Annotated in this window: 16 protein-coding genes; 2 read left to right on the plus strand and 14 right to left on the minus strand. The window is 64.8% G+C overall.

Going from position 1 to position 20848, the window contains the following annotated elements; genetic code table 11:
- Positions 1 to 57 precede the first annotated feature (57 nt).
- The 11 genes from typA to OIN59_RS12960 form a co-directional block, all read right to left on the minus strand.
- Positions 58 to 1881, minus strand: coding sequence for a translational GTPase TypA (gene typA, locus OIN59_RS12910; protein ID WP_099656007.1), 1824 nt, complete (start codon positions 1879 to 1881; stop codon positions 58 to 60).
- Positions 1878 to 2879, minus strand: a complete 1002-nt coding sequence (gene truB / locus OIN59_RS12915) for a tRNA pseudouridine(55) synthase TruB (RefSeq protein ID WP_274110865.1) — start codon at positions 2877 to 2879, stop codon at positions 1878 to 1880. The genes typA and truB overlap by 4 nt, the downstream gene beginning before the upstream one ends.
- A gap of 3 nt (positions 2880 to 2882) precedes the next feature.
- Complete coding sequence (rbfA, locus tag OIN59_RS12920) at positions 2883 to 3254, minus strand: 30S ribosome-binding factor RbfA (RefSeq protein ID WP_010458038.1); 372 nt, start codon at positions 3252 to 3254, stop codon at positions 2883 to 2885.
- A 24-nt stretch (positions 3255 to 3278) separates the two neighbouring features.
- Positions 3279 to 6155: a translation initiation factor IF-2 gene (gene infB, locus OIN59_RS12925; protein ID WP_274110874.1), complete on the minus strand. Its 2877-nt coding sequence runs from the start codon at positions 6153 to 6155 to the stop codon at positions 3279 to 3281.
- A 24-nt stretch (positions 6156 to 6179) separates the two neighbouring features.
- Complete coding sequence (gene nusA / locus OIN59_RS12930) at positions 6180 to 7664, minus strand: transcription termination factor NusA (RefSeq protein ID WP_274110876.1); 1485 nt, start codon at positions 7662 to 7664, stop codon at positions 6180 to 6182.
- Between the two features lie 80 nt (positions 7665 to 7744).
- A complete protein-coding gene (gene rimP / locus OIN59_RS12935; protein ID WP_274110878.1) occupies positions 7745 to 8341 on the minus strand; it encodes a ribosome maturation factor RimP in 597 nt (198 codons plus the stop codon).
- Between the two features lie 9 nt (positions 8342 to 8350).
- On the minus strand, positions 8351 to 8641 hold the full coding sequence (locus tag OIN59_RS12940) for a hypothetical protein (protein ID WP_274110880.1): 291 nt from the start codon (positions 8639 to 8641) through the stop codon (positions 8351 to 8353).
- Between the two features lie 63 nt (positions 8642 to 8704).
- Positions 8705 to 12061 (minus strand): DEAD/DEAH box helicase, encoded by a 3357-nt coding sequence (locus tag OIN59_RS12945; RefSeq protein WP_274111180.1) that lies wholly within the window; start codon positions 12059 to 12061, stop codon positions 8705 to 8707.
- A gap of 188 nt (positions 12062 to 12249) precedes the next feature.
- Entirely contained in the window at positions 12250 to 12654 is a 405-nt protein-coding gene (locus tag OIN59_RS12950; RefSeq protein WP_274110882.1) for a thioredoxin family protein, read from the minus strand.
- A 78-nt stretch (positions 12655 to 12732) separates the two neighbouring features.
- Entirely contained in the window at positions 12733 to 14013 is a 1281-nt protein-coding gene (locus OIN59_RS12955) for a c-type cytochrome (protein ID WP_274110884.1), read from the minus strand.
- A gap of 14 nt (positions 14014 to 14027) precedes the next feature.
- Positions 14028 to 14783 carry a c-type cytochrome gene (locus tag OIN59_RS12960; RefSeq protein ID WP_274110886.1) on the minus strand — a complete coding sequence of 252 codons (756 nt, stop codon included), beginning with the start codon at positions 14781 to 14783 and terminating at the stop codon, positions 14028 to 14030.
- Positions 14784 to 14948: 165 nt separating this feature from the next.
- On the opposite strand from OIN59_RS12960, the gene OIN59_RS12965 reads away from it, so the two are divergent.
- Positions 14949 to 16397: an aminotransferase-like domain-containing protein gene (locus tag OIN59_RS12965; RefSeq protein ID WP_274110888.1), complete on the plus strand. Its 1449-nt coding sequence runs from the start codon at positions 14949 to 14951 to the stop codon at positions 16395 to 16397.
- Positions 16398 to 16716: 319 nt separating this feature from the next.
- Positions 16717 to 17073, plus strand: coding sequence for a hypothetical protein (locus OIN59_RS12970; protein WP_274110890.1), 357 nt, complete (start codon positions 16717 to 16719; stop codon positions 17071 to 17073).
- Positions 17074 to 17276: 203 nt separating this feature from the next.
- On the opposite strand, the gene OIN59_RS12975 is transcribed toward OIN59_RS12970, so the two are convergent.
- From OIN59_RS12975 to OIN59_RS12985, 3 genes are all read right to left on the minus strand, one after another.
- Positions 17277 to 18440, minus strand: coding sequence for a Gfo/Idh/MocA family protein (locus OIN59_RS12975; protein ID WP_274110892.1), 1164 nt, complete (start codon positions 18438 to 18440; stop codon positions 17277 to 17279).
- A gap of 58 nt (positions 18441 to 18498) precedes the next feature.
- The gene (locus OIN59_RS12980; RefSeq protein WP_274110894.1) at positions 18499 to 19509 is read right to left on the minus strand and encodes a sugar phosphate isomerase/epimerase family protein; all 1011 of its coding nucleotides are present in this window, start codon (positions 19507 to 19509) and stop codon (positions 18499 to 18501) included.
- 193 nt (positions 19510 to 19702) lie between these two features.
- Positions 19703 to 20683 (minus strand): substrate-binding domain-containing protein, encoded by a 981-nt coding sequence (locus OIN59_RS12985; RefSeq protein WP_121419798.1) that lies wholly within the window; start codon positions 20681 to 20683, stop codon positions 19703 to 19705.
- Positions 20684 to 20848: the final 165 nt, after the last annotated feature.

Genomic DNA, 20848 nt, shown 5'->3' on the forward strand with positions numbered 1-20848 from the left:
TTCAGACGGAAAAAAGGCCACTGCGCAGCAGTGGCCCTTCCGGGAACGCTCAGCCTATCAGGACCGGCCAGCGCGCTTGCGCTCGTTTTCGGTCAAGTGGCGCTTGCGCAGGCGCACGCTCTTGGGCGTGATTTCGACCAGCTCGTCGTCTTCGATGAATTCCACGCCGTATTCCAGCGTGAGGTCAATCGGGGGCGTGATCTTGATCGCGTCTTCCTTGCCGGAGACGCGGAAGTTGGTCAGCTGCTTGGTGCGCGTGGCGTTCACGATCAGGTCGTTGTCGCGGCTGTGGATGCCGACGATCATGCCTTCGTACACGGGGTCGTTCGCCTTCACGAACATGCGGCCACGGTCGTCCAGCTTGCCCAGGGCGTAGGTGAAGATTTCACCGTCGTCCATGGAGATCAGCACACCGTTCTTACGGCCACCGATGTCGCCCTTGTGCGGCTCGTAGCTGTCGAAGATGTTGGAGATCAGACCGGAACCGCGCGTCAGGTTCAGGAATTCGTTGGTGAAACCGATCAGGCCACGGGCCGGGATGCGGTATTCCAGGCGCACGCGGCCACGGCCGTCGGACTCCATGTTCACCAGCTCGCCCTTGCGCTCGCCCAGGGCTTGCATCACGCCGCCTTGGTGGCCTTCTTCAATGTCGGCAGTCACCAGCTCGATAGGCTCGCACTTCTCGCCATTGATTTCCTTGAACACCACGCGCGGCTTGGACACAGCCAGCTCGTAGCCTTCGCGGCGCATGTTTTCCAGCAGGATGGTCAGGTGCAATTCACCACGGCCCATCACTTCAAAGATACCTTCTTCGTCGGTTTCCTTCACGCGCAGGGCCACGTTATGCTGCAGTTCCTTTTGCAGGCGGTCCCAGATCTGGCGGCTGGTCACGAACTTGCCTTCGCGGCCTGCCAGGGGCGAGGTGTTCACGCAGAAGTTCATGGTCAGCGTGGGCTCGTCCACCTTCAGCATGGGCAGCGGTGCAGGGTTGGCCGGGTCGGTCACGGTCACGCCGATACCGATGTCTTCGATACCGTTGATCAGCACGATGTCGCCAGGGCCAGCCATCGGCGTCTGCATGCGGTCCAGACCCTGGAAGGTCAGCACCTGGTTCACACGGCCCTTGACGGCCTTGCCGTCGGGGCCTTCCATGACGACCACGTCCATCATGGGCTTCAAGGTACCCTGGCTGATACGGCCCACGCCGATACGGCCCACGAAGGTCGAGAAGTCCAGCGCCGAGATCTGCAGTTGCAGTGGCGCGCTCGCGTCACCCGTGTTCGGGGGCACGTGCTTGAGGATGGTGTCAAACAGGGCCGACATGTCGGGGCCCCACTGCTCACCCGGAGCGCCTTCTTCCAGCGACGACCAGCCGTTGATGCCCGAGGCGTACACCACGGGGAAGTCGAGTTGCTCGTCGGTCGCGCCCAGCTTGTCGAACAGGTCGAACGCAGCGTTCACCACCTTGTCGGGGTTGGCACCGGGCTTGTCCACCTTGTTCACGACCAGGATGGGGCGCAGGCCCAGGGCCAGGGCCTTCTTGGTCACGAAACGCGTCTGGGGCATGGGGCCTTCTTGCGCATCGATCAGCAGCACCACGCTGTCCACCATGGACAGGGCGCGTTCCACTTCACCGCCGAAGTCCGCGTGACCAGGGGTGTCCACGATGTTGATGTGCGTACCCTTCCAGCTCACGGCGCAGTTCTTGGCCAGGATGGTGATGCCACGCTCTTTTTCAATCGCGTTGTTGTCCATCACGGTATCGACGACCTTTTCGTGGTCGGCGAAGGTGCCGGACTGGCGCAGCAGCTGGTCAACCATGGTGGTTTTGCCATGGTCAACGTGGGCAATGATGGCGATATTGCGGATTTGTTTAGTCATAGTTTTTCCAATATGCCGCTGTGCGCCATGGACGCGGAATGCGGCGAGCTTTCCAAAATTTGTTGAATTTCCAGCGGACTCAGGAGCCTGTCCGGCACCAGCTCCCCGCCCACGATGTGGCCCACCCCCAACAGCGCCGGGGGATTCTCGCCAAACACCGCCACGGCACTGGCGTCAGGCCAGTTGCCACGACGACGCACGCCCGACAGGAATCGGGCTGCATTCTCACCGTCCAGCGTGACACGCATGTGTTGTGCCAGCAGTGACTCGGGCGGCTCCACGCTGGCCAGACGCTCCGCTTCGGGCATGGCCTCCAGCTGCGCCAGCGTGACGCAGCGCTCCACCCCCAGCCCGCCGGTGTCAATGCGGCGCAGAAAAGTCAGGTGCGCCCCACAGCCCAGTGCAGCACCAATGTCTTCACCCAACGTACGGATGTAGGTGCCCTTGCTGCAGGTCACTATTATTTTGATAGCTGGTTGTGCTTGATCTGTCTGCACTAGCGTCAGCTTGAGGGCATGAATAACCACATCCCGCGCTTCTCGCTCCACGGTGACCCCGGCGCGTGCATATTCGTACAGCGCCTTGCCGTCCTTCTTGAGTGCGCTGTGCATCGGAGGCACCTGGCGAATGGGGCCAGTGAACTGCTGCTGCACAGCCCCCAGACGCTCTGGCGTGATTTGGGCGGGGTCTACGTCGCAGCGCTGCACCACATCCCCCTCGGCATCGCCGGTGGTGGTGGTGGCTCCAAGCAGCGCAATCGCCTCGTAGGTCTTGGCAGCATCCAGCTGCAGCTGGCTGAACTTGGTGGCGGCACCAAAACACAGGGGCAACACGCCCGTGGCGAGCGGATCGAGTGTGCCGGTATGGCCCGCCTTCTCGGCGCGCAGGAGCCATTTCGCCTTTTGCAAGGCGTCATTGCTCGAAAGGCCGAGCGGTTTGTCGAGCAGCAACACCCCATGCACAGGGCGCCGCTGCACCCTGGTGCGTGGCGCGTGCATGGACTACTCCTCTTTAGCGCGCGAAGACACTGCCTTGGCGATCAAGGCGTTCATGTCGGCAGCACGCTCGGACGTGCGATCGAACACGAAGTGCAGCGTAGGCACGGTGTGGATGTGCAGGCGCTTGAACAAGCCGTTGCGCAGGAATCCTGCCGCCTGATTGAGCGCCGCCTGCGTTTCCACAGGGTCGCCCGTCAACAGGCTGAAGAACACCTTGGCGTGGGCGTAGTCGGGAGTCACCTCCACGCCCTGCAGCGTCACCATGCCCACGCGCGGGTCTTTCAACTCGCGCGCGATCAGCTCCGTCAGATCGCGCTGGATCTGGTCGGCCACCTTGAAGGCGCGGTTGGGAGTGGATGATTTCTTCGCAGCCATGTTGTCGCTTGTACCTCGTTCGCCTTACAGCGTCCGTGCGATTTCCTTGATCTCGAAGAACTCCAGCTGATCGCCTTCCTTGATGTCGTTGTAGTTGCGCAGCTTGATACCGCACTCGAAGCCTTCCTTGACTTCCTTGACATCGTCCTTGAGGCGGCGCACGGACTCGACTTCGCCGGTGTAAATGACCACGTTTTCGCGCAGCAGGCGGAACTTGCAGTTGCGCGTAACTTGGCCAGAGGTGACGTACGAACCTGCCACCGTACCGATCTTGGACGCGACGAACACGGTGCGAATCTCGGCCGTACCGATGGCTTCTTCACGCTGCTCGGGCGCCAGCATGCCGGACATCGCCGCCTTCAACTCATCCACAGCGTCGTAAATGATGTTGTAGTAATGCAGGTCCACATCGCTCGACTCGGCCAACTTGCGCGCACCAGCATCGGCACGCACGTTAAAGCCAATCACGACGGCCTTGGAGGCAATCGCCAGGTTGACGTCGGACTCGCTGATGCCACCCACGCCGGCATACACCAGCTGCACGCGGATTTCCTCGGTGGAGAGCTTGAGCAGCGAGGCTGCCAGCGCTTCCTGAGAGCCCTGCACGTCCGCCTTGATGATGATGGGCAGGGTCTGCACCTCGCCTGCGGTCATCTCGGAGAACACGTTCTCCAGCTTGGCAGCCTGTTGCTTGGCCAGCTTGGTGTTGCGGAACTTGCCAGCACGGTAGGTCGCGATTTCGCGCGCACGGCGCTCGTCGGACAGCACCATGAACTCGTCACCAGCCTGTGGCACATCGGACAGACCCTGGATTTCCACCGGGATCGACGGACCAGCTGTCTTGGTCGGCTTGCCGTTTTCGTCCAGCATGGCGCGCACGCGGCCAGAGGTCTGGCCTGCCAGCACCACATCGCCCACCTTGAGCGTGCCGGACTGAACCAGCACCGTGGCCACAGGGCCGCGGCCCTTGTCCAACTGGGCTTCGATCACGAGGCCCTTGGCCAGCGATTCGACAGGTGCCTTGAGTTCCAGCACTTCGGCTTGCAGCAGCACCTGCTCCAGCAGCGCGTCGATGCCCATGCCGGTCTTGGACGACACGGCCACAAAAGGCGAGTCGCCGCCGTATTCTTCAGGCACCACCTCTTCCACCACCAGCTCTTGCTTGACGCGATCTGGGTTGGCATCGGGCTTGTCGGCCTTAGTAATGGCTACCACGATCGGCACCTTGGCAGCCTTGGCGTGTTTGATGGCTTCCTTGGTCTGGGGCATGACACCGTCATCTGCCGCCACCACAAGAATCACAATGTCCGTGGCCTGGGCACCACGAGCACGCATGGCCGTAAAGGCCTCGTGGCCGGGGGTGTCGAGGAAGGACACCATGCCGCGTGGCGTTTCCACGTGGTAGGCACCAATGTGCTGCGTAATGCCGCCAGCTTCGCCTGCCGCCACCTTGGCGCGGCGGATGTAATCCAGCAGCGAGGTCTTGCCGTGGTCCACGTGGCCCATGACGGTAACCACGGGAGCGCGTGGCAGCAGCTCGGCATCCTTCTGGCCCGAATCTTCATCGGTGAACGCCTCTGGATCGTCCAGCGCCGCCACCACAGCCTTGTGGCCCATTTCCTCCACCACGATCATGGCGGTGTCCTGGTCCAGCGGCTGATTGATGGTGACCATCTGGCCCATCTTCATCAGCGCCTTGATGACCTCGGATGCCTTGATGGACATCTTGTGCGCCAGCTCGGCCACGGTGATGGTCTCGGGCACATGCACTTCAATGATGCGTGCTTCGACCGATACGGCCTGCTGGTGATCATCACGGTGGTCGCGGTTGTCGCCACGGCGGCCACGCGGGCCACCACGCCAATTGTTGCGACCGACACCGCCGCTGCTGTCACCACGGGTCTTGATTTCTTTCTTCTTGGCCGTGTCGTTGGCCCAGCTGGAGGACAGCTTGGCCGACTTCACTTCCTTGCCAGCGCCTGGCGCACCTGCGCCTGCTCCGGCAGCAGCGGGAGCACCTGCGCGCGCCACACCAGTGCCAACAGCCGGCTTGTGCAAAGTGCCCTTCTTGGCGTCGCCCACCGCAGCAGGCTTGGCCACTGGCTTGGGTTCCTCGGGCTTCTTCGCGACCATGACCGCCTTCTTGGGCGTAGCCATCATGGAGCGGATGGCAGCAGCTTCGGCCTCGGCCTTGCGGCGGCGAGCATCCAGGTCCGCAGCACGGGCTGCTTCTTCGTCAGAGCGCGCCTTGGATTCGGCCGCAGCCTTTTCGCGGGCTTCGTTCTGCGCAGCCGTGCGTGCAGCGGCTTCCGCAGCCTGCTCGCGGGTGGCTTCCTGCTTGACAGCAGAGGCCTGGGCCTTCTTCTCGGCTTCCTGGGCGGCGTAGGCGGCAGCGCGCTCTTCGGCTTCGCGCTCGCGCTTTTCGCGGGCTTCGCGCTCTGCACGCTTTTCGGCCAACTCCGTCTCCTGGCGGCGGATCAGCTCGGCTTGGCGGCGGGCTTCTTCCTCGCGGCGGGACAGTTCGAGATCCTCACTCGACGCAGTGGGTTCTTCTTCCACCGCAGCAGGCATTTGGGACTCGGCGGCAGCCTCAGCACCTTCATCGCGCTGGATGAAGGTGCGCTTCTTGCGCACTTCCACCTGGATGGTACGGGCCTTGCCTGTAGCGTCCGCCTGCTTGATTTCGCTGGTGGACTTCTTGACCAGCGTGATCTTCTTGCGGTCGACCGAGGCCGTACCGTGGCTGGCCTGCAGGTACACCAGCAGCTTTTGCTTGTCCGACTCGGTCAACGCGTCAGAGGGGGCAACCTTGCCCACGCCCGCAGCCTTGAGCTGGTCGAGCAGGGTTTCAGGCGATTTTTTGAGTTCGGTGGCGAACTCGGCGACAGTATTACTGGACATATGTGGTTCGTGCCTCCCTGACCTTTACTCTTGCCCCGCGAACCAATGTTCGCGCGCCTTCATGATCAAGGCTTTGGCTTCTTCTTCAGACTGTCCGGTCAGGTCGGTCAGTTCATCAATGGCCAGATCGGCCAGGTCGTCACGCGTGTGCACACCGCCTTCGGCCAATTTGGCAATCAGCTCAGGGGAGAGGCCTTCGAGGTCGCGCAGGTCCTGGGAGACCTCTTCCACGCTTTCCTCACGGGCGATTTCCATGGTGAGCAGCGCGTCCTTGGCTCGGGCACGCAACTCGTTCACAGTGTCTTCGTCGAAACTTTCGATCTCCAGCATTTCCTGCAGCGGCACATAGGCCACTTCTTCCAGGCTGTTGAAGCCTTCGGAGATCAGGATGTCGGCGATTTCCTCGTCCACATCCAGTTTTTCCATGAACAGCTTGCGGGCAGTGTCGGTCTCGTTGGCCTGCTTTTGTGCGCTTTCGGCGGCGTCCATGATGTTGATCTTCCAGCCGGTCAAGTCGGAAGCCAAGCGCACGTTCTGACCACCACGACCGATGGCGATGGCGAGATTTTCCTCGTCCACCACCACGTCCATGGCGTGCTTTTCTTCATCCACCACGATAGAGGACACGTTGGCCGGGGCCAGTGCACCAATCACGAACTGTGCGGGGTCTTCAGACCACAGCACGATGTCCACGCGCTCGCCAGCGAGTTCGTTGGTCACCGCATTCACGCGGGTGCCGCGCACGCCGACGCAAGTGCCGATAGGGTCCACACGCTTGTCGTGCGACAGCACGGCGATCTTGGCGCGCGAGCCGGGGTCACGGGCACAGGACTTGATCTCCAGCAGGCCTTGCTCGATCTCGGGGACTTCGTTGCGGAAGAGTTCGATCATGAACTCGGGGGCCGAACGCGACAGGATGATGGGAGCGCCGCGCAGCGTCAGGTCCACCTCCATGATCATGGCCCGCACGCGGTCACCACTGCGCAGGTTTTCCTTGGGGATCATCTCGCCGCGGCGCAGGCGGCCTTCGACACGGCCGGACTCGACAATGATGTCGCCCTTGTCCATGCGCTTGACGGTACCGGTGAAGATCTTTTCGCCACGCGACATGAAGTCGTTGAGCAGCATCTCGCGTTCAGCGTCGCGGATCTTCTGCAGGATGACCTGCTTGGCGGCCATGGCGCCGATACGGCCGATCGGCACGGACTCGACGCCTTCTTCGATGTACTCGCCCACTTCGATATCCGGAATGCGGTCCTTCGCATCCATCAACAGCTCTTCGGCTTCGGGGTTCTGCAAGCCAGCCTCGTCGGGCACCACCAGCCAGCGACGGAAAGTCTCGTAGTTGCCGCTGTCGCGATCCACGGACACGCGAATGTCCACCTCGCCTTGGTACAGCTTCTTGGTAGCCTGGGCCAAGGCCGACTCCACGGCGCCCAAGACCACATCACGCTCCACGTTCTTTTCGCGCGAAATGGCCTCAACCAACATCAACAATTCGCGATTCATGCGACGACTCTCCTGTTTCAATCACCCGAGGGCGGGGGCTGCGCGCTGCGGCCACCCACCCCACATTTTTCAGCAGCCAATCAGGCAGGTGCAGCCCCGGCCTTGCCTGCGCGCCCCTTGAAATCCACGATGGGCGCAAGGCGCACATCCCGGCACTCATCCAAGGTAAAGCCCATCGCCTGCAAGGGGGCAGGCACGCGTTTCTTGCTGACTCTTTGACCTGGCTTGACCGGCGGCTCGTCACTCCAGACGATCTGCCAACCTCCAGCCTCGGCCCGCTCCAGCGTGCCGCGAAATTTCTTGCGGGTGGCGCTGACCTGGCCTCCCGCTGCTGCGGCGCCAATGGGCGCCCTCAGGGTGATGTCGATGACCGAGCCTTCAAAGCGCACAAAGTCTTGCTCGTGACGCAGGGGCCGATCGATGCCGGGGGACGACACTTCGAGGCGCTTGTACTCGACACCATCAACTTCCAGCGCAAACTGCAGCTGGCGGGTGACCTTCTCGCAATCCTCGACCGTCACAAACTGCTCGATCACGGGCTGGGGCGCATCAGCGGCGGGCTGCACCCAGGGCAAGTCGATGGTGACGCGCAACAGGCCTCCGGCAGAGCGCTCGATCTCCACCAGGTCATACCCCAGGCCCGTCACAATTTGTTCAACGACTTGCTGCAATGCCACGTGTTCAGTTCAATCCCGGATAAACCACACGACCTGCGCAAACCAAAACCAGGCCAGCAGCCCGCTCATTCGGAACACTGTTCGTGCCCCTTCGTTTGCGCAAATCCAAAACAAAAAACCCGATAACCCCCGGAGACCCATCCCCGACAGCTTCGAGCTCCAAAAGCGTTCGACCAAAAAAAACGGGCGGTTGGTACCCGCCCGTTTGGTCGTGAGAGCCGTATTGTAGCGTGCAAAGTGTTGATTTGCAAAGGCACGGACCGGGAAAACTGTTGTCAACGCGCCCAGGCCAGTGTTCATGCGGCCTGCCGGGCGGAACAGCATCAAAAAGGCACGCTGGGCTTATCCAACGGGCAGCAGTAGCTATGACAGTGATAGCGGTTGCAACAGCTCTTGCAAATCGCCCTCGGTGAAGAGAGGCTCCTTGCGGGCGGCCGCACCGCTGTAGAGGCTGCCTGCGAGCTGGGCCTTGCGCTCCTGCAGCGCCAGAATCCTCTCTTCAATCGTGCCCTGCGCCACCAGTTTGATCACCCACACGCTTTGGGTCTGGCCGATGCGGTGAGCGCGGTCGGTGGCCTGATTCTCCACCGCCGGGTTCCACCAGGGGTCGAAATGGATCACGGTGTCGGCCTGCGGCAGGTTCAGCCCCACGCCACCCGCCTTGAGGCTGATGAGAAACAACGGCACCTGCCCACTCGTGAACTGCTCGATGATCGCGTCGCGCTTCTGGCTCTGCCCCGTGAGCTTGACCCACGGCAGGTTTCGCTTTTTCAATTCGGCCTCGATCAGCCGGAGCATGCTGGTGAACTGCGAGAACAGCAAAATGCGCCGCCCTTCGGCCAGCATTTCGGGCAGCAGCGCCATGAGCTGCTCCAGCTTGGCCGAGGTGGTGACTTGCTTGGCGGCATCCAGCGGCACCAACGCCGGGTGGCAACACACCTGACGCAGCTTGAGCAGTGCATCCAGGATGGTGATCTGCGACTGAGCCAGGCCCTTGGTCTGCAGTGCCTCGCGCACGGTTTTTTCCATCCCCAGTCGGATGGTTTCGTACAGGTCGGCCTGTGCGCCTGTCAGCTCCACGGGCATGACCGACTCGACCTTGGGCGGCAGCTCACCCGCCACCAGGGCCTTGGTCCGCCGCAGCATGAAGGGCGTGATGCGCGCACGCAACTGCGCCATGCGCGCGCCGTCGCCTTGCTTTTCGATGGGCGTGCGAAACACCTCCTTGAAACGCTGCCGGCTGCCCAGAAAGCCCGGCATCAAGAAATGGAACAGGCTCCAGACCTCGCCCAGGTGGTTTTCCATCGGCGTGCCCGACAGGCACAGCCGGTGGCGCGCCTGCAGCTCGCCCACCACCTGTGCGGCCTGGCTGCTGGCGTTCTTGATGTTCTGGGCTTCGTCCAGCACCACCAGGTGCCAGGGCTGCGACAGCCAGCGCTCTCGGTCGCGCTGCAGCAGCGAATAGGGTGCGACGACGATGTCGTGCTCGGCCACCGCATCGGCCACGGCATGGCGACCCGAGCCGTGCAGCACCAGGCAGCGCAGGCTGGGGCAAAAGCGCGCCGCCTCGCGCTGCCAGTTGCCCATCAAGCTCACCGGCGCAATGACCAGTGCGGGGTGGGTCAGCCGCCCGGCATCTTTTTCGACCTGGATATGGGCCAGGGTCTGCAGCGTCTTGCCCAGACCCATGTCGTCGGCCAGCACCCCGGCCAGGCCATGGGTGCGCAAGAACTGCAGCCAGTTCAGCCCCTGCTGCTGGTACGGGCGCAAGGTGGCCTTCACGCCTGCAGGCACAGGCACCGTGGGCAGCGCACTGGCGCCCCGCAGCTGCGCCACCAGGGCGTGCAGCGCATCGGCGCCCTCCCACACCACGCCCTCGCCGAGCGCGGCGCTGGTGCGCAACGCGTCCATGCGCGAGAGCTTGAGGCTGTCGCCCGCGAAGTCGTGCGCACGGTCGCCCACCAGGTCCAGCAGGGCCGCCATCCAGGGGCGCAGAACGTCAGTGGGCACCCGCACAAAACCCGATGTGCCCACGCCACGCAGATAGGCAAACGGTGGCAGCTGCGGCTGGCCCGTGGCAGGGTCGGGCGGCTGCTGGGCGGCGGCTGCGATCAGCATGGGCAACAGCGGCAGGATGTTGTGGCGCACGCCGTTGATTTCCATGCCCAGCGACAGCGCAAACCAGGGCGATGTGGCCTCGTCTTCACCAATGGGCAGCAGTGCCACGTCCAGGGTGTCGGCATGGGTGATCCAGCCGTCCAGCGCCGCGTCCAGTGTCAGTACAAAGCCCGCATCGCGCAGCACCGCAAAGCCGTTGTCGAACCAGTGCATCCAGTCTTCCTGCGATTGCTCGCCGGGGATACCGAACAAGCCGTCGTCGGTGCCCAGCAGGCCCAGATCCATCAGGCGCTCGATGGCGTTGAGTTCGGCCAATGCATCGCGCTGCAGAAGCACTTGGTCACCGTCGATGCCAGGCACCAGTACGGCCAGGTCCTGCCCTCCCCACCAGCCCACATGGCCCTGGTAGTCAAAACGCAATTGCGCCGTGATGAGGCCCAGGTCAGCCACTTCGTTCGGGGGCGACGGCGCAAGATGCAGGCGGGCTACAGGTTTCACGCCCTGCACCCGTGTGAGCGGCCCGAGCACCGGCGGCAGCGGCAGCACCCCACCGATGCGGCGGGCCACCTCGGCATGGTGTTTTTGCAGGGCCGTGGCGCTGAGGGCGGGCGCCTTGAGCAACATGGCCACCTGCGCGGGGCTCAAGCCCTCGGCGTGCACCGGGCCGCAGACACCTTGGGTTGCGTCCAGGTAGAGCGGCGGGTGGTTGTCGCACAGGGTGGCGGTGTCACTGGGCAGCGTGGCCTGCAGCCCCCAAACGCCCTCGCCGCCCTGAGCAGGCACGGACGCCTTCCAACCCCACGCAATGGGCTGCGAATCGCCCCAGCGCAAGGAGGCACCCACCGTGGCTCCGCCTGCATCCACAAACAGGCGGCCCGTGGCGGCCGCCTGCTCCAGCGCCAACAAGCCCACCGCGCCTTCCAGCACCCCGATGGGCGCCACGCTGTAGGCCGAGTAGTACCCCACGCTGCGTGGCATGGCGCGCAGCAGCTGCAGCACTTGACGGTCGGCATCGCTGGCACGGTCGTACACCGCCTGGCCCGGTGCGGGCTGTGTGCGGATCTGCTGCGGCTTGGCCCAGCCGCCCGTGACCTTGGGGTAAGACACCACGGCCTCCAGCTGCAACTGCGGCACGGTGGTGCGCGACCGCCCCACGGCAGACACCAGATAGAGGTAACACTCAGGCCTCGCGGCCCGCGCACCCGGCGCCTGGGGTGCCACGGCATCACTGCCGAGAGCGCGGTCCCAGTCCTGCAGCCAATGCATCAGCCGCGCTTCGGCCTCGGCGCGCGCCAGGGCTTCCTTGCGCTCGTGCAGGGTCTTGAGTGCCTCTGCAGCCCGCGCGGACGACGGACCGTGCGCCGCGTTCTGGTGCGCGGCCTCCAGAGTCAAGGCCACCGCGTGTTTGCAGTCCCCACCCACGGGGCAAGTGCAATCACCGGACCAGTGCTTGACCTGTCCGTTGGGTGCAAGAACAAGCGCCACCGACACCTCGTACGGCTCGGGCAGGCTGCCCTGCACCTGGCCCTCTATCGCCCAGCGGCCCTCGACTTCAGGGGTGATCTCGATGCGGACCACGCCTGCGCGGCGGTACAGGTCCATGCCCCGCGACCAGGCGCCTTTTTCGCACTGGGCCTCCAGCGAATTGGTCTGAAACCAGGGAGAACGGGGTGTAGCCACAAAATCAAGCAAAAAGTGCCTCTAGCGCTTACCATCAAGCGCTAGTAGCTATAAAAACAGGAGTTCCCCAAACGATGGGGACTCTGCGCACTGGCCACCAGTTGGCTGCGCTATGCGCCGCGCGCGGCACGCACACGCTCAAACACTTCCTGTGCCTCGCCTCCAGCACCCGCACCGCCCGGTGCTGCGGCCTGCAAGCTGGTCAACAACCGCGCCAGCACGGGCGCCTGGGGCAGCAAAGGGCCCAAAAACAGCGCGCGCTCGCCATCGGCGATGAGCAGAGTTGGGAAGGTTTCCACGTCCAGGTCGCCCGCCAGATCGGAATCGTCCTCAATGTCCACCCATTCAAAATGCACGTTCGGGTGCTCGCGGGCCAGCGCGTCAAACAGGGGGCGATACACGCCGCAAGTGCCGCACCAGGCAGCACACAGGCACACGGCCCACCAGCCGCTGGGCGCGGGGACAGCAGGGCTTGACGACGGTGTGGATTCTGGCAACGCGGCGGGGCTTTGCATCTACGGGGCTCCTGGGGGTCAGTCAGCACGCGGCAGATGCTACGGGCGGGCGAACACCGCCACCGCCCCCGTCACCCGCTACATGCCGCGCCGTTCGCGGGCGCGATAAACCTCGATGGTACCCACACCCGGCGCCTGGTTGCCCCAGCTATTGCGCACAAAGGTGGCAACGGCCGCCACCTCTTCGTCCGACAGGGTCTGCTGAAACGGCGGCATGCCGTGCGGACGCGGGTTGCCTGCCGTCGCAGGCAGGTAGCCCCCCTGCAGCACCACGCGCACCAGGTTGGTCGGATCGGCCAGCGTGATGGCGCGGTTGCCCGCCAGCGCAGGGAAGGCGCCCGACTCGCCCTGCCCCTGATCACCGTGGCACTGCGCGCACTGCTGCTCGTACACCTTGCCGCCCCGCGCCATCGCGCTGGCCGGGGGGGCGGCCACGGTGGCAGGCACCTTGCGGTCTTGCTGCGGCAGGCCCTGCAGGTACGCGGCCATGGCGCGCGCATCAGCGTCGGTCAGGTACTGCGTGCTGCGGAACACCACCTCGGCCATGGGGCCCAGCACCGAGCCCTGCGGGGCCACACCGGTCTTGAGCAGTGCCACCACATCATCGGTGCGCCACTCCTTCACGCCGGCCTCGTGCGCAGCGTTGAGTGCGGGGGCATACCAGTTCTGCACCGGGATCAGGCCACCGGTGAAGGCTTTGGTGTCCGACGTGGCGCCCAGCGCATTGCGGGGCGTGTGGCAGGCGGTGCAGTGGCCCAGGCCGCTGACCAAATAGGCACCTCGGTTGTATTCGGCCGTTTGCGTGGGTTCGGTGGGGGGCGCGCCCGGTGCGAAGAACAGCGCACGCCACACGGCCAACGCCGCCTGCGTGTTGTACGGAAAACGCAGCGCATGCTCGCGGTTGGCCTCTGCGACGGCAGGCAGGCTTTGCAGATAGGCAAAGATCGCGTCCGAGTCCTCCCGCGTCACCTGCGTGTAGTTGGGGTACGGAAAGGCCGGGACCAGCAGCCGCCCATCCTTGCTGCGGCCATGGTGCATGGCGCGCCAGAACTCGGCCGAGGTCCAGCTGCCAATGCCATACGCCCTGTCGGGCGTGAGGTTGGAGCTGTGCACCACGCCAAACGGCGTCTCGATGCCGCGCCCGCCCGCAAACGGTGCGCCGCCTTGGTTGGTGTGGCAGGCCATGCAGTTGCCGATGCGGGACAGATACTCGCCGCGCTGCACCAGCGCGGGCGTGCTCTGCAGCATGTCGGTGGCGGGCAACGGCTCTTCGCCGCGCAGGTTCAGGGTGATCAGCACGGCAGCGGCAATGCCGAGTGCTGCCAGCACGGAAGAGAGGGTCCAGAGGATGCGTTTCATCGGTGCATCCCTTCTCAGCGTGCAGCCGCTGCGGCCACAGGCACCTCGGCCACACCGCCGCAGCGCGCAGGCATGGCGGCGGGCAGTGTGCGGGCAGGTTTGCCACCCGCAGCCACCGGCTGGGCGGCCAGCCAGGCCGAAACGGCGCTCACGTCTTCGGGCGTGAGCTGGCGGGCGATATCGGCCATGCAGTCGGGCACATGCGCGCGGCGCTGGCCGGTCTTCCAGGCGCCCAGCTGGCTGTTGAGGTAGTCGCGCGGCAGGCCAAGCAGGCCAGGTATGGACGGCGCCACACCCGTCATGGCGCTGCCGTGGCACGACACGCAGGCCGGTATACGACGCGCTGCGGCCCCCTGCTGCACCAGTTGGCGTCCCTGCTCCAGCAGCGCGGGCGGGGCCTGGGGCGGCGGCGGGGGCGAGTAAGGAATGTCCTGCGCGGCAAAGTGCTCGGCCATCTCGCGCAAGTAATCGTCCGTCAGGTGCTCGATGAGATAACCCATCTGTGGGTAGCTGCGCCGCCCGTCCCGAAAGTTGAGCAGTTGGTTGGCCAGATAACCCGCAGGCTTGCCCGCAATGCGCGGAAAGTAGCCATCGGGCGTGGCACGGCCTTCCTTGCCGTGGCAGGCGGTGCAGGCCAGCACGCGCGAAGACATGGACGACGCAGGCACCGTCTGGGCCTCAGCGCCAGCACTCAGAGCCAACGCCACCAGGGCTGTGGCAGCAGGTCGGCAGAAAACAGGGCGCAGCAGGTTGCGCAGGCAATCGATCATGGGAATTTGTCTGTGAGGAAACGGCCGGTGGGTGCACAAGAGCCATCTGCCCAAGGCATGCACCAACACAGTCCGTCACTCTACGCGCAGCCCAAAAAACAGTACAGATTCAGTTTCCGGTTAAAAATACAGATCAGTTTGCCCTGCATCAAGCCACGCCGCCCCATGAAACGCTATGAACGCCACGCCGATGCCATTGCCCAGCTCATCCACAGCGGTGCGCTGCGACCCGGCGACCGCGTGCCCTCGGTGCGCGAGGCCAGCCGCACGCGGGGCATCAGCCCGTCCACCGTGTTCGAGGCGTATTACCTGCTGGAGGCCCAGGGCCTGATCCACGCCCGCCCGCGCTCGGGCTACTACGTCAGCGCCAGGCTGCCCGGCACGGCCGAGGCCCGCCCAGCTGAACCTCAACCCTCCCAGCCCGCAGCCACCTCCACCGGCGTGGCCATCAGCGACCTGGTGTTCGAAGTGCTGGGCCTGGCGCGCGACCGCGACCTGGTACCGCTGGGCTCGGCCTTTCCGGGGCTGGAGCTGTTTCCGCTGGAGCGCCTGGCGCGCTGCCTGGGCAGCGGCATGCGCAAGCTCGACCCGTGGAACATCGTGCAAAGCCTGCCGCCCGGCGACGAACGCCTGCGCCAGCAGATTGCCCTGCGCTACGGCGTGCACGGCATGGCGGTGGATGTGGAAGAAATCATCATCACCAACGGCGCCATGGAGGCGCTTAACCTCTGCCTGGAGGCCGTCACCCAACCCGGCGACGTGGTGGTGGTCGAGTCCCCCACCTTCTACGCCGCGCTGCAGGCCCTGGAGCGGCTGAACCTGCAAGCGCTGGAAATCGCCACCCACCCGCGCGATGGCATCGACCTGGCGGCGTTGGCGCAAGCGCTAGAGCGGCAACCACCCCACCAGCCCATCAAGGCCTGCTGGCTCATGCCCAGTTTTCAGAACCCGCTGGGCAGCCTGATGCCCGAGGGCAAAAAGCGCGAGCTGGTCGCGCTGCTGGCGCGCCACGGCGTGCCGCTGATCGAAGACGACGTGTATGGCGAGCTGCACTTTGGCCCCCAGCGCCCGCCGCCAGCCAAGGCGTTTGATACTGAGGGGCTGGTGATGCACTGCAGCTCGTTCAGCAAAAGCCTGGCGCCCGGCTACCGCGTGGGCTGGGTGGCTGCGGGCCGCTTTGCCACGGCGGTGCAGCGGCTCAAGCTCATGACCACACTATCGGCCGCCACGCCGTCGCAGCAGGCACTGTCCGAATACCTGGCCCAGGGCGGCTACGACCGGCACCTGCGCCAACTGCGCCGCAGCCTGGCCGAGCAACAGGCCATCGCCCTGGAAGCCGTGGCCCAGCACTTCCCACCCGGCACGCGCGTGTCGCGGCCCGAGGGTGGGTACTTTTTGTGGGTGGAACTACCGCCTGGAGTCAACGCGCTGGAGCTGCACCGGCTTGCGCTGCAACAGGGCATCAGCCTGGCACCCGGGCAGATCTTCTCTGCCGACCAGCGGTTTGCCCACTGCGTGCGCATCAACTACGGCCACCCGGCCCACCACCGGCTGCAGGCAGCACTGGCCACCGTGGGCCAACTGGCCGCGGGCCTGGCGACGGCCGTGGCATGACGCCCGGCGCAGCCAAATAACCATCAAAATGATAGCAAAAGAGGCATGCTAGTCAGGCGCATAGGCCGCTTTTATCCATACATTGGCACCACAACCCGGCGCGCAGTCCCTGGCCTCTAACCCAACCACACAACCGGCCGTCCACCGCGCCAGCCTTGCACCAAACTGACACCTCGAGCCCTGCGTTGGAAAGGCCCAACCTCGGGTTCTCCCGCAGCAGGCACAGCGCTTGCAGCGGCATACTGGCGCCCGCCCGCACCCCGGGCAGTGCACCACGGCGGCCCACCCGCCCCGCCCTCCAACCCCAACGCCCAGCACCATGGCCGCACCCCAGCATGTTCCGTTTGTGACGGTGGAAGACGAAGACGACTGGGTCGTCTCGTTCGCGCTGGGCCCCCGAGGGGCCGACCGCCTGACGCTGGTGCGCACCCCCCACCTCGAATTCATGCTGCGCCCCGAACAGCGCGGCGTCTCGGTAGGCGCCGAGGCAGGCCAGCGCCCCGCTCTGCTCGTGGCAGTGCAGTGGGGCCACAAATGCGTGGATGTGGTGTCCACCGCCAAACGCTACAGCCTGGACATCAGCAAGGTAGACAACGCCACCTGCAACGCGGCACTGCGCGTGCTGGGCAAGATGAACTTTGACCAGCGGTTTCAGCTGGCGGACGGCTACCCCTGATTTCAGAACCTGTTCAGGTTCTCAGCCGACCTGGAGTCAGAAGGTGTGAATGAATCCGGCGTGCCCGAGCAGGCCGCCAAAACGCGGCTGGTCTAGGCACAAAGCACAGCCATAGCGCGGGCTATGGCGAGCATTTGCAACGACGAGCGGGTGTGTTTTGGTGGAATGAGCGGACGCGGTGGGTTCGTTCACACCTTCTCGGGTCACCCCACCGCCGTCCACTTCTGCTCACTGGCTGCAGACGCCACCACCCGCTCGATAAAACGCACGCCGCGCGCGCCGTCTTCCACGTGCGGGTAGTCGGCGTGCAGCGGGTCAGCCACCGTGCCTGCCAGCCGCGCGCGGATATCGGCGGCTACGCCCAGGTAGACGTTGGCGAAGGCTTCGATGAAGGCCTCGGGGTGGCCCGCAGGGATGCGCCCGGCGTGCAGCGCCGCCGGGCTGAGCCAGGGTGAGCCGCGCGTAAGGATGCAGCGCGGGCCGTCCACGGGGGAGTGAATGAGCTGATTGGGTTCTTCCTGCCGCCAGGTGATGGTGCCCAGCGTGCCGGACACCTGCAGGCGCAGGTCGTTCTCCAGCCCTGCCGCCACTTGCGATGCCACGATGAAGCCGCGTGCACCGCTTTCGTAGCGCAGCAGCAGCTGGGCGTCATCGTCCAGCCTGCGCCCGGCGCCGAAGGCGGTGAGGTCGGCACACACCCAGGCAGGGTGCTGGCCTGTGACGGTGGCGGCCAGGTTTTCGGCGTGTGATCCGATGTCGCCCAGCGTGCCTGCGCTGCCGCTGCGCGCAGGGTCGAGGCGCCAGTCGGCCTGCTTGTTGACGCCGCCCTCTTCCACTGCAGTGGCCAGCCAGCCCTGGTTGTATTCGACAGTGATCTTGCGGAGCAGGCCCAGCGCACCGCTTTGCGCCAGGTGGCGCGCCTCGCGCACCATGGGGTAGCCGGTGTAGTTGTAGGTCACGCCGAACACGGTGCCTGCCTTTTTCACGGCCGCCACCAGTTCGTCGGCCTGCGCACTGGTGTGCACCAGCGGCTTGTCGCACACCACATGGAAGCCCGCCTGCACAAACGCCAACGCCACCGGGTGGTGCATGTGGTTGGGCGTGACGATGCTCACCAGGTCGATGCGCTCATGCGCCGGGCGGCGCAGTTCGTCGGCCAGCAGGTCCTGCCAGCTGCCGTGGTTGCGGTCGTCCGCCAGGCCCAGTTCGGCGCCGGATGCGCGCGCCCGCTCGGGCGAGGATGACAGCGCACCGGCCACCAGCTCGAACTGGCCGTCGAGCGCCATGGCCTTGCGGTGCACCGCGCCGATAAAGGCGCCATGGCCGCCGCCCACCATGGCGTAGCGGAGCTTTTGGGGACTGGACATACGAAACGCCTTTGCTCGCTGTGTGTTGTTGTTATCGGTTTTGATGGGCGGAGTGCAGCTAGGCCTGCTTGTCGCGCGCAAACACGGCGTCAAATGCGCCAGCGGCGGGCTTGAAGTCGAGCCGCTTGCAGAACGCCGCGCTCTCGGTGGCGCCGTGCACGCGGTCCATGCGGCTGTCTTCCCACTCCACCGAGAGCGGGCCCTGGTAGCCGATGTCGTTGAGCGCGACGATGATGGATTCGAAATCGATCATCCCGCGCCCCACGCTGCGAAAGTCCCAGTTACGCCGCGCATCGCCAAAGCTGGTGTGCCCGCCAAACACGCCCACCGTGCCGTCGCCCTTGCCCCACCACACGTCCTTCATGTGGGCGTTGTAGATGCGGTCGGCAAACTGGCGGATGAACTTGATGTAGTCCACGCCTTGGTAAGCCAGGTGGCTGGGGTCGTAGTTGAAGCCGAAGCGCTTGTTGCCGCCCACCGCAGCAATTGCGCGCTCGGCCGAGGCGATGTCGAACGCGATCTCGGTGGGGTGCACTTCGAGCGCAAAGTTGATGTCGTGCTGTTCGAACACATCCAGGATAGGGCCGAAGCGCTTCGCAAAATCGGCAAAGCCTTTGTCCCAGTACGCCTGCGTGGTGGGCGGAAAGGCATAGATCGAATGCCACACCGACGAGCCGGTGAAGCCCGTCACCGTCTTCACGCCAAACTTCGCCGCAGCGCGCGCTGTGTCCGCCAGCTCGGCCGCCGCACGCTGGCGCACGCCTTCGGGCTCGCCATCACCCCACACATGGGGCGGCAGGATGGACTGGTGGCGCTCATCGATCAGGTCGCACACAGCCTGGCCCACCAGGTGGTTGCCGATGGCAAAACACTGCAGGCCGTGCTGGGCCAGCAGCGCATGTTTGTTTTTGACGTACTGGGGCGACGACAGCGCCTCCTGCACGTTGAAATGGTCGCCCCAGCAGGCCAGCTCCAGGCCGTCGTAGCCCATGCTTTTGGCCAGCGGCGCGAGTTGCGCCAAAGGCAGGTCGGCCCACTGGCCGGTGAAGAGGGTGACGGGTCTTGGCATGGGGACTCCAGGGCGATTGGCAGTTAGGGCTAAGGTGATCGTTCTCATGTGGCCTAGGCCAGGACCGCCGCGCAAGGGCCGCCAAGCTGCAATGCGGCGCTCCACTTGCGTGCGCTGGCGGTGTCCCCCTTCCCGAACTACGCAGTAGTTCGGGAAGGGGGCAGGCGCGAAGCGGCTCAGGGGGTTGTCCGAATCAAAACGGCGAGTCGGGGAAGTAGAAATCCTTCGCCGTTTCCTTGGTGATCAGCACCGACGGAATGATGGTGTTGGCGGGCAGCTTCTCGCCCTTGATGCGCGCCTCAGCCGTGAGCTTGATCGAGTCGTAGATGAACTTGGGGCTGTACGACACGTTGGCCTGGATGAGCGGGTTGCTGCCGTCCATCAGCGTCTTGATCATGCCCTTGGCCCCCGCGCCGCCGAACACCAGCTTGATGTCCTTGCGCTTGGCCTGCTCGATGGCCTTGAGCACGCCCACGGCCATGTCGTCGTCGGCCGCCCACACCGCGTCGATCTGCGGAAAGCGCGTCAGGTAGTCCTGCATCACCTTGAAGGCATCGTCACGGTTCCAGTTGGCGTACTTGGCGTCCAGCAGCTTGATGCCGGGGTGGTTCTTCAGCACGCTGTTGAACGCGTCCATGCGCTCGTTGTCCAGCGTGGTGGCAATGCCGCGCATGGCCACCACGTTGCCCTTGCCGCCCAGCGCCTTGGCGATGTACTCGGCCGGAATCTTGCCGAAGGCCGTGTTGTCACCCGCCACATACGCGTCCTGCGCGCTGGTGTCGGTCAGACCCCGGTCCACCACCGTCACGTACACGCCCTTGGCCTTGACCTGGGCCACGGGCTTGGTCAGCGCGGCGGATTCGAACGGGAAGATGACGAGCGCGTTGATCTTGTTCACCGTGACCAGGTCCTGCAGCTGATTGGCCTGCTCAGGCGCGCCGCCTGCCGTCTTGACGATGACCTGCAGGCCCGGGTGGGCCTTTTCCAGGTCCTTCTTGGCCTGGTTGGCCCAGTACACGATGCCGCCGGTGAAGCCGTGCGTGGCCGACGGAATGGCCACGCCCACCACCGTCTTGTTGGCCTGCGCCATGGCAGGGGCGGCCAATGCGAAGGCGGCGGCGCCCACGGCCGAGAGGGCCAGGCGGCGGGTGAAAGAAGAAAGTTGGCTGTTCATGCGTTGTCTCCTGTTGCTTTGGAATATGGCCATGGAAGCTGGCCGGCTGGGGAACACCTCGAAAAACAAATGCACGCAAAGAGTGGCTGGAAAACTCAGCGAAGCGGTCCTGGCTAGGCGCTGTGTCGCAGACAGTGCGAGTAGCACGGCAAGACACAGCAACAA

This window comes from Acidovorax benzenivorans (assembly GCF_028680575.1).
GTDB lineage: Bacteria > Pseudomonadota > Gammaproteobacteria > Burkholderiales > Burkholderiaceae_C > Acidovorax > Acidovorax benzenivorans.